This window comes from Stenotrophomonas sp. YJH_SMC_48-3 (assembly GCF_059369375.1).
In genome coordinates this window covers 364,912-377,562 of record NZ_JCAFSQ010000001.1, presented here as the reverse complement: position 1 = coordinate 377,562, position 12,651 = coordinate 364,912, and the positions used below count along the sequence as shown (strand labels likewise).

General features: G+C 66.5%; 13 protein-coding genes. 2 read left to right on the top strand and 11 right to left on the bottom strand.

Going from position 1 to position 12,651, the window contains the following annotated elements; all coding sequences use genetic code 11:
- Window positions 1-37: 37 nt before the first annotated feature.
- From AC5P65_RS01710 to AC5P65_RS01685, 6 genes are read right to left on the bottom strand one after another with little or no spacing between them, the layout of a single operon-like run.
- Window positions 38-1,033, bottom strand: a complete 996-nt coding sequence (locus AC5P65_RS01710; protein ID WP_021203256.1) for a phosphatidate cytidylyltransferase — start codon at window positions 1,031-1,033, stop codon at window positions 38-40.
- Window positions 1,030-1,659: a lysophospholipid acyltransferase family protein gene (locus AC5P65_RS01705; protein ID WP_111098616.1), complete on the bottom strand. Its 630-nt coding sequence runs from the start codon at window positions 1,657-1,659 to the stop codon at window positions 1,030-1,032. Before AC5P65_RS01705 ends, AC5P65_RS01710 begins: the two co-directional genes overlap by 4 nt.
- Window positions 1,660-1,672: 13 nt before the next feature.
- Window positions 1,673-2,110: a hypothetical protein gene (locus AC5P65_RS01700; RefSeq protein ID WP_021203254.1), complete on the bottom strand. Its 438-nt coding sequence runs from the start codon at window positions 2,108-2,110 to the stop codon at window positions 1,673-1,675.
- Window positions 2,107-3,435 (bottom strand): phosphatase PAP2/dual specificity phosphatase family protein, encoded by a 1,329-nt coding sequence (locus AC5P65_RS01695; protein WP_111098615.1) that lies wholly within the window; start codon window positions 3,433-3,435, stop codon window positions 2,107-2,109. The genes AC5P65_RS01700 and AC5P65_RS01695 overlap by 4 nt, the downstream gene beginning before the upstream one ends.
- Window positions 3,435-5,186 carry a bifunctional alpha/beta hydrolase/class I SAM-dependent methyltransferase gene (locus AC5P65_RS01690; RefSeq protein WP_021203252.1) on the bottom strand — a complete coding sequence of 584 codons (1,752 nt, stop codon included), beginning with the start codon at window positions 5,184-5,186 and terminating at the stop codon, window positions 3,435-3,437. The genes AC5P65_RS01695 and AC5P65_RS01690 overlap by 1 nt, the downstream gene beginning before the upstream one ends.
- Window positions 5,187-5,220: 34 nt before the next feature.
- Window positions 5,221-5,838, bottom strand: a complete 618-nt coding sequence (locus tag AC5P65_RS01685) for a CDP-alcohol phosphatidyltransferase family protein (RefSeq protein ID WP_111098614.1) — start codon at window positions 5,836-5,838, stop codon at window positions 5,221-5,223.
- Window positions 5,839-6,062: 224 nt separating this feature from the next.
- On the opposite strand from AC5P65_RS01685, the gene purH reads away from it, so the two are divergent.
- Window positions 6,063-7,646 carry a bifunctional phosphoribosylaminoimidazolecarboxamide formyltransferase/IMP cyclohydrolase gene (gene purH, locus AC5P65_RS01680; RefSeq protein ID WP_021203250.1) on the top strand — a complete coding sequence of 528 codons (1,584 nt, stop codon included), beginning with the start codon at window positions 6,063-6,065 and terminating at the stop codon, window positions 7,644-7,646.
- A gap of 61 nt (window positions 7,647-7,707) precedes the next feature.
- Entirely contained in the window at window positions 7,708-8,991 is a 1,284-nt protein-coding gene (purD, locus tag AC5P65_RS01675; protein ID WP_111098613.1) for a phosphoribosylamine--glycine ligase, read from the top strand.
- Between the two features lie 76 nt (window positions 8,992-9,067).
- Here purD and AC5P65_RS01670 read toward each other — a convergent pair whose 3' ends face one another.
- The 5 genes from AC5P65_RS01670 to AC5P65_RS01650 all read right to left on the bottom strand — a co-directional run bounded on the left by AC5P65_RS01670 (window position 9,068) and on the right by AC5P65_RS01650 (window position 12,649).
- Complete coding sequence (locus AC5P65_RS01670; RefSeq protein WP_019338970.1) at window positions 9,068-9,400, bottom strand: helix-turn-helix domain-containing protein; 333 nt, start codon at window positions 9,398-9,400, stop codon at window positions 9,068-9,070.
- The gene (locus AC5P65_RS01665) at window positions 9,384-9,767 is read right to left on the bottom strand and encodes a type II toxin-antitoxin system RelE/ParE family toxin (RefSeq protein WP_111098618.1); all 384 of its coding nucleotides are present in this window, start codon (window positions 9,765-9,767) and stop codon (window positions 9,384-9,386) included. The genes AC5P65_RS01670 and AC5P65_RS01665 overlap by 17 nt, the downstream gene beginning before the upstream one ends.
- A 175-nt stretch (window positions 9,768-9,942) precedes the next feature.
- Complete coding sequence (gene rpoH / locus AC5P65_RS01660) at window positions 9,943-10,818, bottom strand: RNA polymerase sigma factor RpoH (RefSeq protein WP_099559904.1); 876 nt, start codon at window positions 10,816-10,818, stop codon at window positions 9,943-9,945.
- 278 nt (window positions 10,819-11,096) lie between these two features.
- Window positions 11,097-11,810, bottom strand: coding sequence for a uracil-DNA glycosylase (gene ung / locus AC5P65_RS01655; protein ID WP_099559903.1), 714 nt, complete (start codon window positions 11,808-11,810; stop codon window positions 11,097-11,099).
- On the bottom strand, window positions 11,807-12,649 hold the full coding sequence (locus AC5P65_RS01650) for a response regulator (protein ID WP_019660837.1): 843 nt from the start codon (window positions 12,647-12,649) through the stop codon (window positions 11,807-11,809). Before AC5P65_RS01650 ends, ung begins: the two co-directional genes overlap by 4 nt.
- Between the last annotated feature and the right edge of the window lie 2 nt (window positions 12,650-12,651).

Below are 12,651 nucleotides of genomic sequence, written 5' to 3'. Positions count from 1 at the left end.
GTAGATCCACGCGATGCGTGGATGGAAGCCGGCAGAATCAACCGCCGCCGCCCGCCTTCCAGTAATACCGCACCACGTGGAAGAACACCGGCGCGGCAAAGCACACCGAATCCAGCCGGTCGAGCATGCCACCATGGCCCTCGATCATGTGGCCCCAGTCCTTGATGCCACGGTCGCGCTTGATCGCCGACATCACCAGGCCGCCCCAGAACCCCATCAGGTTGATCAGCAGCGACAGGCCGAACGCCTGCAGCGGCGTGAACGGGGTGATCCACCACAGCGCTGCGCCCAGCGCGCTGGCACTCAGCACGCCACCGACGAAGCCCTCCACCGTCTTCGATGGCGACAGCTTCGGCGCAATCAGATGCTTGCCCAGCAGCTTGCCCCAGATGTACTGCAGCACGTCCGAGGACTGCACCACGATCACCAGGAAAGCGAACAGCAATACGTTGCGCGCCGGATCGTAGCCCGGCACGTGCAGGTTCAGCAGCAGCGGCACGTGCGAGATGCAGAACACGCAGATCATCAGGCCCCACTGCACCTTCGCGGTCCGCTCCAGGTAGTGCGTGGTGTCACCGCCGATGGTCGACAGGATCGGCAGGAACAGGAACGCATAGACCGGAATCAGCAGCGTGTACATGCCGTACCAGTCGATCCACACCAGGTAGTACTGCCACGGCAGGACGATGTAGAACGCGGCCAGCAGCGCGTAGTAGTCGCCCGAGCGGGTCGGCGCCAGCGTGATGAACTCGCGCAACGCAAACAGCGAGATGATCGCGAACAGCACGATCACCCCGGCACGTCCGAAGAACAGCGCCAGCCCGACCACGATCGCCATCACCCACCAGGCGCGGATGCGTGACACCAGGTTGGCGATGACTGCACTGGGCTGGCCGCGCTGGCGCCAGCGCAGGGTCTCGGCCACCAGCGTGGCCAGCACCAGCACCGCCCCCACACCGGCAAACAGCAGGCCGGTCTGCTGGCCGACACTCTGCGTTGCCAGATCGCCAGATACATCCAGCACGAAACTCATGCACGACCTCCATTCGGCGCCAGGTCCAGCAGCGCCTGTCGGCTGCGGGCCAGGAAGGCGGCCTTGTCCTCGTCAGCCTGCAGCCGCAGCGGCGTACCGAAGGTGGCCGTGCACAGCAGCGGCAGCGGCAGGAACCGGCCCTTGGGCATCACCCGCTTCAGGTTGTCGATCCACACCGGCACGAACTCCAGTTCCGGTCGTTGCCGTGCCAGGTGGTAGATGCCGCTCTTGAACGGCAGCAGCGGCTCATCGCCCACATTGCGCGTGCCTTCCGGAAACAGGATCAGCGAGCAGTCTTCGTCCACGGCCTCGCGCAGTACCTGCAGCGGATCCTGCTGACGATGCCCGGCCTCGCGCTCGACCAGCACACCGTTGAACACCGCGTCGATCAGGTAGCGACGCAGGCCGTCGCGCTGCCAATATTCGGCCGCGGCCACCGGGCGCACCTGCCGTCGCAATGCCGGTGGCATCGACGACCAGATCAGCACGAAGTCACCATGGCTGGCATGGTTGCCGTAGTACACGCGACGCTCGCTGGACGGCGCACAGCCGATCCACAGCGCGCGGGCGCCGGTCACCACATGGATCGCGCCACTGCAGGCGCTGGCAATCAGTTCGGCAAGCATCGGTCCCTCCCGTTCACGTCTGCGGCCACAACACGGCCACCACCAGCAGTACGAACTGCACTGCGGTCAGCAGGTACTGGCGCAGCAGCAGGCGGCGCATGCCGGCCCAACGCGCATCCCAGCCGCGCAGTTGTGCAGCGGGCGAGGCACGGCGCAGGCCACTGTCGTGCAGCAGCTGATCGGTGCGGCGCGCGGCGGCTTCGTCGTGCAGGCCCTCATCGCGCAGCAGCTGCAGCAGATCGGCATCCAGCCCCACACGCCACGCGTGGTAGGCCTGTGCGATGCCCGCGGCAACACTGAGCAGCAACAGCCCGGCAGCGATCATCGCCAGCCCCGTCTCGATGCCGAGCAGCAGCAACGCCACCAGCAACAGGCCCAGCGACAGGCATGCCGGCCAACGCCCCTGCCGCAGCAGCAGCTGCATGGTCGCCAGATCGGGAACGGTGCTCATGCGCGCGCTCCTGCTGCAGCGGTGATGGCATGCAGATGCGCCGCGCCCAGCACGATGCCGGGGCGTGCCACACGCACGATCGCGACCGCAGCGTCAGCATCGGCCGCACGACCGCTGCGCAGCAGCCAGGTGGCCACGCTGGCCGCACTGCGCGAATAGCCCAGCGCACAGCACACCAGCAACGGTCCGTGCGCATGGAGCCGCTCGATGGCCTCGACTGCCTCGCGCAGCTGCTCCGGCGTGGGCACTACCAGGTCCAGCATCGGCACACTGGCGTACGCCGCGCCTGGCGCGCGGCAGGACAGCTCGGCACAGGCATCCACCACGCCCGACAGTGGCGGCGGCAACGCGCCGTCGGGAATGCGCCCCAGCCACACGCCGTCCATCACCGGCACCGGCTGCGGCACACGCCGCGTCCATAGCCGCGAATTGATCCAGGCTGCACCCAGGTACGGCGCCAGCAGCCAGCGCGCGGCCACGGTCAGGCGACCATCGGCGCGTTTCTGGAACACCGCCGTACCCAGCCCGGCATAGGCCAGCGCCACCAGCAGCAGCGACACCACCGGCCACAGCAGCCAAAGCGCCGTGCCCCCCAGCACCACCACCGGCACCAGCAGCACCCCCGCGCCCAGCAGGTAGAACGAGGCCAGACGCCAGCGCTTTGGATCACGCGCCGTGCGCCAGGCCCGCAGTGGCGGCGTGCCCTGCTCGGGCCACAGCCAGACGCACAGCCAGCCGGCCAGCAGGCCGGTCGGGATATCGATGAAATGGTGCTGGAACGTGGTCAGCACCGAGACGCCGATCAGCAGCGCCCACACATGCAGCACCCAACGCCACACGCCGTGCAGATACTGCGCGAACTTCACCCACAGCACGATCAGCAGCACGATGTGCAGCGATGGCGCCTGGTTGAACGGCTTGTCGAAGCCCAGCAGCACATCGAACAGCCAACCGAACACGCCGCCGATCTCCGGCCGCTCGAAACTGAAGCGCAGCGGCCACAGCAGGAAGCAGGTGACCGCGATCAGCTGTGCACTGAACAGCCGCAGCGCATGCCGGTCCAGTTCGAGGCGCTGACGGCACAGGAAGAACGAGACCGCATAGAACAGGTCGATCGACCAGTACGGCACGATCGTCCACGGCACGAACGGGATGCGCGTCTCCCAGGCGAACGCCATCACCGGCAGCGTAGCGTGGCGGCCGGCCATCCAGTTGGCGAAGCCGTAGCTGGCAAAGAAGAACGGACCCAGCAGCGCCAACCACAGCAGGGCGCGCCGCCAAGGGCGCCCTTCCACGGCCAACGGGGTTGCGGCCAGCGTCGCCATCACGCGGTCCGGCGCGCCAGCGACACGGTGAAGATGCCGAAGTCATCGATGCGCTGCGCCACCTTCTCGAACCCGGCCAGGCGCACCAGCTCATCCATTTCCTGCTGGGTACGGCGGCGCATCACCCACGCGGCGCCGCCTCGATGGCTGGTCAGCGCGCGGGCGATGAATTCCAGCTGCGGGTGCCAGGGCTGGCCGGTGTAGGCCAGGTAGCCGCCCACCGGTACGGTTGCGGCGATGCCCTGCAGCGAGCGCAGCACGGCGTCGTTGTCGGGGAATAGTTCGTACAGGCCCGATACCACCGCCAGCGTAGGCGCCGGGTCCACCGCCGCCAGTTGCGCCGGATCGAACGCATCGCCCTGCTCGAAGTGGGCGATGTCGGCTGCACCGAGGCGCTCGATCAAGGCCTGGCCCTGGGTCACGTTCAGATCGCTGAAATCACGCAGCACGATGCGGTCGGCGCGCTGTTCGCCCTGGCCCAGCGCTTCCAGCACATAGCGGCCATGGCCGGCGGCCACGTCCAGCACGCGCACCGGCGTGCCCTGCCCGCGCAGGCGCTGGGCAGCATCGCGCAGCAGTTCCTGCAGGTGCTGGCCACGGATGCGGATGCCGCGCCAGCCGATTGCGTCCAGGTAATTGCGGTCGACCATGCGGCCCAGCGGGCCCTTGCCGCGCGCTTCGTTGCGATAGATGTAGTCGAGCGTGCTGCCGGAATCGAAACCGGTCTGCAGGCCCAGCGCAATGCCTTCGGACAGCGTGCCACCGAAGCGCAGGCCGCCGCGCACCACGCGCCAGCGCAGGTCGGCCAGGCTGTTGCGTTCGGGTGGCCACGCCAGGATCTCTGATTCCTCGAAGGTCGGTCCATGACGGTGCGCGTCACGCCGCGGCAGTTCGCGCAGCGGCTCGGCAAAACGCGCCTGGATGAAGCTGCGGATGCGCGCCAGTGCTGGTGCCCGATCGCGCTCGCCCAGCGTGTCGTGGAAGAAGCCCGGCAGATGCACCCGCTCCTTGATCGGGCTGGACAGGCGTTCATAGAAGCGATCCTGCGGGCCACGGTGCACCACGAAGTCCGAACCGGACACCAGCAGCTGCACCGGCACGCTGATGGCCTGCGCATCGGCGACGATGCGGTCAGCCGCTTCGTAAAGGCCCAGCAGCACGCGCACCGAGATCGGCCGGGTGATCAGCGGATCGGTACGGTAGCTTTCCACCCGCGCCGGATCATGGGTCAGCCACTGCGGCTTGACATAGCTGTTGACGAAGAAGTTGCCGCGCAGCTTCTGCATCAAGGCCAGGCCCGGGCGCGCGAACGGCACGTACAGCTTCACCTTGAACGCCGGCGAAGCCATCACCAGCGCACGCAGGCGCGGCGCGTAATCGTGCACCCAGGTCGCGGCGACCACCGCGCCCACGCTCTGCGCGATCACCACGATATTTTCCACCGCGATGCCGTGCTCGGCACCGATATGGGCAATGAAGCTATCGAGGTCGCGCACCAGCGCCGGGAAGCCCGGTGCATCGCCACGTGCGCCCGGCGAACGGCCATTGCCGCGCGCATCCCAGGCGAAGAAGGCGGTGTCGGGCAGGTCCAGCTCATCGACCAGGTGGGTGACCCGGCCGGAGTGCTCGTGGCCGCGGTGCAGCAGCACGATGGCCTTGGTGGCCGGGGTTGCGGTGGTGCCCGCCCAGTACCGGTAGAACAGCGGTACCTGGTCGAAGCTGTGGAATTCCCGTTCCTGCGCCTGACGCATGCAATCTCCTGATTGTCTTTTTGTATCTGCTTGATTAATTCGGCGAAACCGCCGCTTCCCGCAGTCCGCGACGGACGCGGTTGATCATCGTCAGCACGCACAACACTGCCATGGCTGCAGCCACGCCGCTGGCCGTCAGTGCACTGCCCCAGCCGAAGGCCAGCAGCAAGCCCAGCGCACCGATCACGAAGGCGCGGTCGCTCTTGCCCATCGGGCCGTCATAGCGGCGGCTGGCACCGACCATCAGCCCCAGCACGCCGGCGTACTCGCTCAGCGCCGCCGTCCAGGCCAGCAGCCACAGCGCCTCCGGGCGCACGCCGGGTACGCTGAGCAGGCTCAGGTACAGCGCCGCATCGGCGATCACATCGCACAATTCGTTCAGATAGGCGCCCAGCCGCGATTGCTGGCCGAATTCGCGCGCCAGCATGCCGTCCACCGCGTTGAGCGCCATGCGCAGCAGCATCCACAACGGCAGCAGCAGGTACAGCAGAGGCTGGGCAGGCGCGCAGCACCACACGGCCGCGGCCACCAGCAGCGAGACCAAGGCAGCGGCCACGGTCACCGTATTGGCAGTGATCCCCATGCGGAACAGACCGCGTACGGCCGGACGCAACAGGTCCTGGAAACGTCCTTTCAATGCGTAGATCGACATGATCCGTACCCGCTGATCCTTGGCAGTGCGGGGCACAGCCTACCCCATCGTTGGCAGATTCCAACAACCCTGCTCCGGTCCGCAGCCCAGCCCCCGGATCGGGCCGGATCGATGTGCCCGACCCGCCTTTACGTCAACTGCCACGGCAAATCTGCCCCTGCGGCGCCCGCCACCGGCCCCCACCGCCTACAATATCGGCCCCGCTCCGCTGCCGATTCCGTCCCATGACTGCTGATCTGTTGCCCGTCCGCCGGGCCCTCCTCTCCGTTTCCGACAAGACCGGTCTGGTCGAGCTGGCCACTGCGCTGGCGGCACGCGGCGTGGAGCTGCTGTCCACCGGCGGCACCGCCAAGGCGATCCGCGAGGCGGGCCTGGCCGTGAAGGACGTGGCCGAGGTCACCGGTTTCCCGGAAATGATGGACGGTCGGGTCAAGACCCTGCACCCGATGGTGCACGGCGGCCTGCTGGGCCGCTCCGGCCTGGATGACGCGGTGATGGCCGAGCACGGCATCGGCGCCATCGACCTGCTGGTGCTGAACCTGTACCCGTTCGAATCGGTCACCGCCAAGGCCGACTGCACCCTGGCCGACGCGGTCGAGAACATCGACATCGGCGGCCCGGCCATGCTGCGTTCGGCGGCCAAGAACTTCGCCCGCGTGGCAGTGGCCACCGACCCGTCGCAGTACCCCGAGCTGCTGGCCTCGCTGGCGGCCAACGACGGCCAGCTGACGGCTGCAACCCGCTTCGCGTTCTCGGTGGCCGCGTTCAACCGCGTCGCCCAGTACGACGCGGCGATCAGCAACTACCTGTCGGCGGTCACCGCCACCGACGCCGCCGTGCCGGTGCGTGCCGAGTACCCGGCACAGATGAACTCGACCTTCGTGAAGGTGATGGACCTGCGCTACGGCGAAAACCCGCACCAGAGCGGCGCGTTCTACCGCGACCTGTACCCGGTGCCGGGCACGCTGGCCACGTTCCAGCAGCTGCAGGGCAAGGAACTGAGCTACAACAACCTGGCCGATGCTGACGCGGCGTGGGAATGCGTGCGCCAGTTCGATGCGCCGGCCTGCGTCATCGTCAAGCACGCCAACCCGTGCGGCGTGGCCGTCGGTGCCGGCAACGGCGATGCCTACGAGCTGGCCTACGCCACCGACCCGACCAGCGCCTTCGGCGGCATCATCGCCTTCAACACGCCGCTGGACGCCGCCACCGCCAAGGTGATCCTGGACCGCCAGTTCGTGGAAGTGCTGATTGCCCCGGACTACGAGCCGGCCGCGCTGGAGTACGCGCAGAAGAAGGCCAACGTGCGCGTGCTGCGCATCCCGCATGGCGATGGCCTGAACAACTTCGACAGCAAGCGCGTCGGCTCGGGCCTGCTGCTGCAGTCGTCGGACAACCGCGGCATGACCCGCGACGAGCTGAAGGTGGTCAGCAAGCTGGCGCCGACCGACAAGCAGTTCACCGACCTGCTGTTCGCCTGGAAGGTAGCCAAGTTCGTCAAGTCCAACGCGATCGTCTATGCCAAGGACAACCGCACCATCGGTGTCGGTGCCGGGCAGATGAGCCGCGTGTACTCGGCCCGCATCGCCGGCATCAAGGCCGCCGATGCGAACCTGGTGGTGGAAGGTTCGGTGATGGCCTCCGATGCGTTCTTCCCGTTCCGCGATGGCATTGATGCCGCCGCTGCCGCCGGCATCAAGGCGGTCATCCAGCCGGGCGGTTCGATGCGCGATGCCGAAGTGATCGCCGCCGCCGACGAACATGGCCTGGCCATGGTGTTCACCGGCGTGCGCCACTTCCGCCACTGATCCGCATCACCAAGCCGGGCCCTGCCCGGCTTTTCTTTTCCGCACCCGAGAACCCTGTCCCATGAAGATCCTCGTCATCGGCTCTGGCGGCCGCGAACACGCCCTGGCATGGAAGCTGGCCCAGTCCTCCCGTGTCACCGAAGTGATCGTGGCGCCCGGCAACGCCGGTACCGCCAGCGAAGACAAGTGCCGCAACGTGGCGGTGAAGGTGACCGATATCGAGGGCCTGCTGGCGCTGGCCCAGGCCGAAGGCGTGGCGTTGACCGTGGTCGGCCCGGAAGTACCGCTGGTGGCCGGCGTGGTCGACCGCTTCCGCGCCGCCGGCCTGCGCATCTTCGGGCCGACCGCCGCCGCCGCGCAGCTGGAAGGCAGCAAGGCCTACGCCAAGGACTTCCTGGCCCGCCACAACATCCCCACCGCGTTCTATGCCGTGCACACCGACGTGGACGCTGCCCTGGCCTACATCCGCGAGAAGGGTGCGCCGATCGTGGTCAAGGCCGATGGCCTCGCCGCCGGCAAGGGCGTGATCGTCGCAATGACGTTGGCCGAGGCCGAAGACGCGGTGCGTGACATGCTCTCCGGCAACGCGTTCGGCGATGCCGGCGCCCGCGTGGTGATCGAGGAATTCCTCGATGGCGAGGAAGCCAGCTTCATTTCGATGGTGGACGGCGTGCATGCGCTGCCGATGGCCACCTCGCAGGACCACAAGCGCGTCGGCGACGGCGACACCGGCCCCAACACGGGTGGCATGGGCGCGTACTCGCCGGCGCCGGTAGTGACGCCGGAGGTGCATGCACGCGTGATGCGCGAAGTGGTGAACCCGACCGTGCAGGGCATGATCGACGACGGCATCCCGTTCACCGGTTTCCTCTACGCCGGCCTGATGATCGATGCCAGCGGCGCGCCGAAGGTAATTGAATTCAACGTGCGCTTCGGCGATCCGGAAACCCAGCCGGTGATGCTGCGCCTGCAGTCGGATCTGGTGGACCTGGTGGAAGCGGCGATTGATGGCCGCCTGGACCAGATCGAGGCACAGTGGGATGCGCGCCCGTCGCTGGGCGTGGTGCTGGCGGCGAAGCCCTACCCGGAAGCGCCGATCACCGGTGACGTGATTTCCGGCCTGGACGACGTGCCGGCCACTGCCAAGGTGTTCCATGCCGGTACCGCATTGGATGCGCAGGGCCAGGTGGTCAGCGCCGGCGGCCGCGTGCTGTGCGTGGCCGCACTGGGCGACAGCGTGCGCGACGCGCAGGCCAATGCCTATGCCGGCGTGGCCAAGGTGACCTGGGCCAACGAATTCCACCGCAACGACATTGGTTGGCGCGCGATCGCACGCGAGGGGTGAGGCTCCCCCGCTCCCATGCATGGCGCGGATTGAATACCACGGTAAAGCAAAGGCCCGGCATTGCCGGGCCTTTGCTTTACAGGACTGCTTCGAGACCCTTCCGATCAATCAGGTTAAGCAATTTCAGTGACGGTCCGCTGGGTTTCTTTTCGCCCTGCTCCCAGCTGCGTACGGTCGAAACGCTGGTATTGAGAACCCCCGCAAAGACCGGCTGACTGAGCTGCAGTGACGTACGCAGGGCACGGATCTGGGCACTGCTGTACTCAGGGACCGGCTCAAGGCAAAGTGCTTCGTAGCTGCTCAACCGACGTTTATCGATGAAGCCATGCGCGTGCAGACTCACAGCAGCATCATGCACCGCTTCAAGAAGCGCACTTTTCGCGCGCCGTCGCTCAGGGGTCTTCGTCATGGCCGATCTCCTGTAGATCCCCGTACTCCACGGCGCGATTCAGCTGCGCCGTACTCATTCTCAGGAACTCCGATGCGTACAACTGCAGCGCATCCCGTTCCGCATTCGTGATCGCAGAACGTTCATTCTTCTCGTAGCCGAAAAGGAAGAACCAATGCCCGCCTCGCTGTGTGGCGACGATGATTCGAACGCTCCCACGCTTTCCTCGCCCCGGCAACGGAACGCGCTTCTTGAAGATTCCGCCGCCAAGATCAGCATCCACCAGACCCGCTTCCATTTCACGTACCGACCGGTACAGCGCAGCGTCAGACAGGGTGGTCCTACGCATACTGCGATTGAAACTTCGTGTGCGGAAGACGCGTGGCATGATCATACCGTGCCACTGGGTGGTACGGCGTGAACATCAGCATCCAGCACATGACCCGGTCGGCACAATCACCGCTCTGGCGTCAGAGTAGAGCCACGCCATGCGTGGCTAAGGCCCACAAACGAAAAAGGCCCGGCAGTGCCGGGCCTTTTCATTGCTTCAACGCCATCCCGCCTTACGCGGTGAACAGCGCCTTCATCTTCTTCAGCGCGTTCGCCTCGACCTGGCGGATGCGCTCGGCGGACACGCCGTACTCGTCGGCCAGCTCCTGCAGCGTCACCTTGCTGTCGGCATCCAGCCAGCGACGACGGATGATGTCACGCGAACGCGCATCCAATTCGGCCAGGCCTTCGCGCAGCAGCTGCATCTGGTTGTCTTCGTTGTCCTCGCGCTCGTAGGCCATCGACGGGTCTTCATCATCGGCAACCAGGAACGCAGCCGGCGACGGCGGTGCGTGTTCGTTGTCCTCGTCGGACGGCGCATCGAAACCGATATCGCGGCCGGACAGGCGCGACTCCATTTCCATGACCTCGCGCTCGGACACGTTCAGATCCTTGGCCACCGCGCTGACTTCCGCCGCGTTCATCCAGCCCAGGCGCGTCTTCGACTTGCGCAGGTTGAAGAACAGCTTGCGCTGCGCCTTGGTGGTGGCGACCTTCACGATGCGCCAGTTCTTCAGGATGAACTCGTGCATTTCGGCACGGATCCAGTGCACGGCGAAGGAGACCAGGCGCACGCCCATGTCCGGGTCGAAGCGCTTGACCGCCTTCATCAGGCCGATGTTGCCTTCCTGGATCAGGTCGCCCAGGGCGAGGCCGTAGCCGTTGTAGCCGCGGGCCACGTGCACCACGAAGCGCAGGTGCGAATGCACCAGCTCGCGGGCGGCGTCCAGATCGTTGCCGTCGCGGAAGCGACGGGCCAGGTCCTGTTCGTCATCGACCGACAGCACCGGAATCTGGTGCACGGCACCGATGTAGGCGTCCAGCGAACCGAGCGCACTGGGAATCGGGAGATTGTTTGCCACAAGGGCAGTAGAGGTGTTCTGGCTCATAGGCACCCATCTTAGCAGTCCGGGATTTGGACTGCTAAAGGAGGAAAAAGTTCCAGCATCCTATTGATGCAACACTGGTCCCAAACAGAACCCTACCGTAGCGCGATTTGATGACAGTGGCGAGCACGCTTTTCGGGATTCACAATCCCTTGGAATTCAAGCAATTACCCACTGAAAACCTGCCGATTCCGGTCAAGCGGAGCTGAACGCGCCGTTCCGGAGGCCCATTCAGGACGGGGAACGTTGCCCGGCGTTCAGGCCCGGCCACTCGCCGGCGCTCAGAGCGCCGAGCGCGGCGGCAGCGACCAGTCGATCGGGGCCTGGCCGCGGCGCTGCAGGTACTCGTTGGCCATGGAGAAATGGCGGCAGCCGAGGAAGCCACGATGGGCCGACAGCGGCGACGGATGCGGGGCCTTCAGCACGCGATGGCGGCGGGTGTCGATGACCTTGCCCTTCTGCTGCGCGTAGGCGCCCCAGAGCATGAACACCAGGCCTTCGCGCTCGCGGTTGAGCACGTCCACCACATGATCGGTGAAGCCTTCCCAACCACGGCCCTGGTGCGCGCCGGCCTTGCCCTCCTCCACCGTCAGCACGGCATTGAGCAGCAGCACGCCCCGTTGCGCCCACGGGATCAGGCAGCCGTGGTCCGGGCGCGGGATACCGAGATCGCTCTCGATCTCCTTGTAGATGTTCAGCAGCGACGGCGGCACCGGCACGCCGGGCGGTACCGAGAAACTCAGGCCGTGGGCCTGGCCGCGCCCGTGGTACGGGTCCTGGCCGAGGATCACCACCTTCACCTGCTCGAACGGCGTGGCGTCAAACGCTGCGAAGATCTGCGGCCCGGGCGGGAACACCGCCGCACCGCTGGCCTTGCGCTGGCGCAGGAAGGCCGACAGCTCGCGCATCTGCGGCTGCAACAGGTACTCACCGACGTGCTGCTTCCAGCTCGGTTCCAGCTGGATCGTCGGGGTGTCGGTTACTTCATCGATCATCGCAACAAAGGTCCATCATTCAATCGAGCCAGGCGCAGCTGGAACAGCACCTTGGTGACCAGCAGCCGCTCTTCGATCGGCTTGAGCACCAGGTCGTTGGCACCGGACTGCAGCAGCCCGGTCTGGTTGTGGGGGTTGCCGTCGCCGGTCATCACCAGCACGGGCAGGCGGCGCTTGCCGTAGCCGAAGTCCACGCGCACGCGCTGCACCACGTCGCGGCCGCTCAGCTCGCCCTTCAGGGTGACGTCGGTCAGCACCAGGTCGATGCGGTGGCGGCTGCGGCCCAGCGACTCGGCGGTGAGCAGGGTGAAGGCCTCTTCGGCGCTGACCACGTGCAGCACGTTCAACTGCTGCCGCTCGAGCATGCGCTTGGTGGCCTCGGCCACTACGCGGCTGTCCTCGATATAGAGGATGGTGGCGCCGGGGATGGTCTGCGGCTGCACATAGCCACGGATGAAGGTCGCCAGCGCTTCATGGCCCAGGGATTTGTCGAAATAGTCGGTGACGTACTCGGTGAAGCGGCGCTGCTCCAGGTGCTGCTGGGCATCGCCGGAAACCACGATCACCGGCACATAGGCCTGTCCGGCCGCTTCGCGGACCATGCGCGCCAGCGCCAGGCCGTCGCCATCACGCAAGGTCAGCGAGGTCGTCACCAGGTCCACCGGGCCCTGCGCCAGCGCCTGCTGCGCGTCTTCGATGCTGTCGCAGCCAATCACCTCCACGCCCGGCAGGTCGCGCTGCAGGACGTCGGCGATCAGCTTGCGGACCAGCTTCGAGCCATCGACCACCATCACCCGCGTCGCGGGCCCTTCAAGGTGCTTCAGCGCTTGCGGTTGCATGC

What these genes read in the sequence shown, in the direction of transcription:
- AC5P65_RS01710 (WP_021203256.1), bottom strand. Translation starts at nt 1,033, where the DNA reads ATGAGTTTCGTGCTGGATGTATCTGGCGATCTGGCAACGCAGAGTGTC.
- AC5P65_RS01705 (WP_111098616.1), bottom strand. Translation starts at nt 1,659, where the DNA reads ATGCTTGCCGAACTGATTGCCAGCGCCTGCAGTGGCGCGATCCATGTG.
- AC5P65_RS01700 (WP_021203254.1), bottom strand. Translation starts at nt 2,110, where the DNA reads ATGAGCACCGTTCCCGATCTGGCGACCATGCAGCTGCTGCTGCGGCAG.
- AC5P65_RS01695 (WP_111098615.1), bottom strand. Translation starts at nt 3,435, where the DNA reads ATGGCGACGCTGGCCGCAACCCCGTTGGCCGTGGAAGGGCGCCCTTGG.
- AC5P65_RS01690 (WP_021203252.1), bottom strand. Translation starts at nt 5,186, where the DNA reads ATGCGTCAGGCGCAGGAACGGGAATTCCACAGCTTCGACCAGGTACCG.
- AC5P65_RS01685 (WP_111098614.1), bottom strand. Translation starts at nt 5,838, where the DNA reads ATGTCGATCTACGCATTGAAAGGACGTTTCCAGGACCTGTTGCGTCCG.
- purH (WP_021203250.1), top strand. Translation starts at nt 6,063, where the DNA reads ATGACTGCTGATCTGTTGCCCGTCCGCCGGGCCCTCCTCTCCGTTTCC.
- purD (WP_111098613.1), top strand. Translation starts at nt 7,708, where the DNA reads ATGAAGATCCTCGTCATCGGCTCTGGCGGCCGCGAACACGCCCTGGCA.
- AC5P65_RS01670 (WP_019338970.1), bottom strand. Translation starts at nt 9,400, where the DNA reads ATGACGAAGACCCCTGAGCGACGGCGCGCGAAAAGTGCGCTTCTTGAA.
- AC5P65_RS01665 (WP_111098618.1), bottom strand. Translation starts at nt 9,767, where the DNA reads ATGCCACGCGTCTTCCGCACACGAAGTTTCAATCGCAGTATGCGTAGG.
- rpoH (WP_099559904.1), bottom strand. Translation starts at nt 10,818, where the DNA reads ATGAGCCAGAACACCTCTACTGCCCTTGTGGCAAACAATCTCCCGATT.
- ung (WP_099559903.1), bottom strand. Translation starts at nt 11,810, where the DNA reads ATGATCGATGAAGTAACCGACACCCCGACGATCCAGCTGGAACCGAGC.
- AC5P65_RS01650 (WP_019660837.1), bottom strand. Translation starts at nt 12,649, where the DNA reads ATGCAACCGCAAGCGCTGAAGCACCTTGAAGGGCCCGCGACGCGGGTG.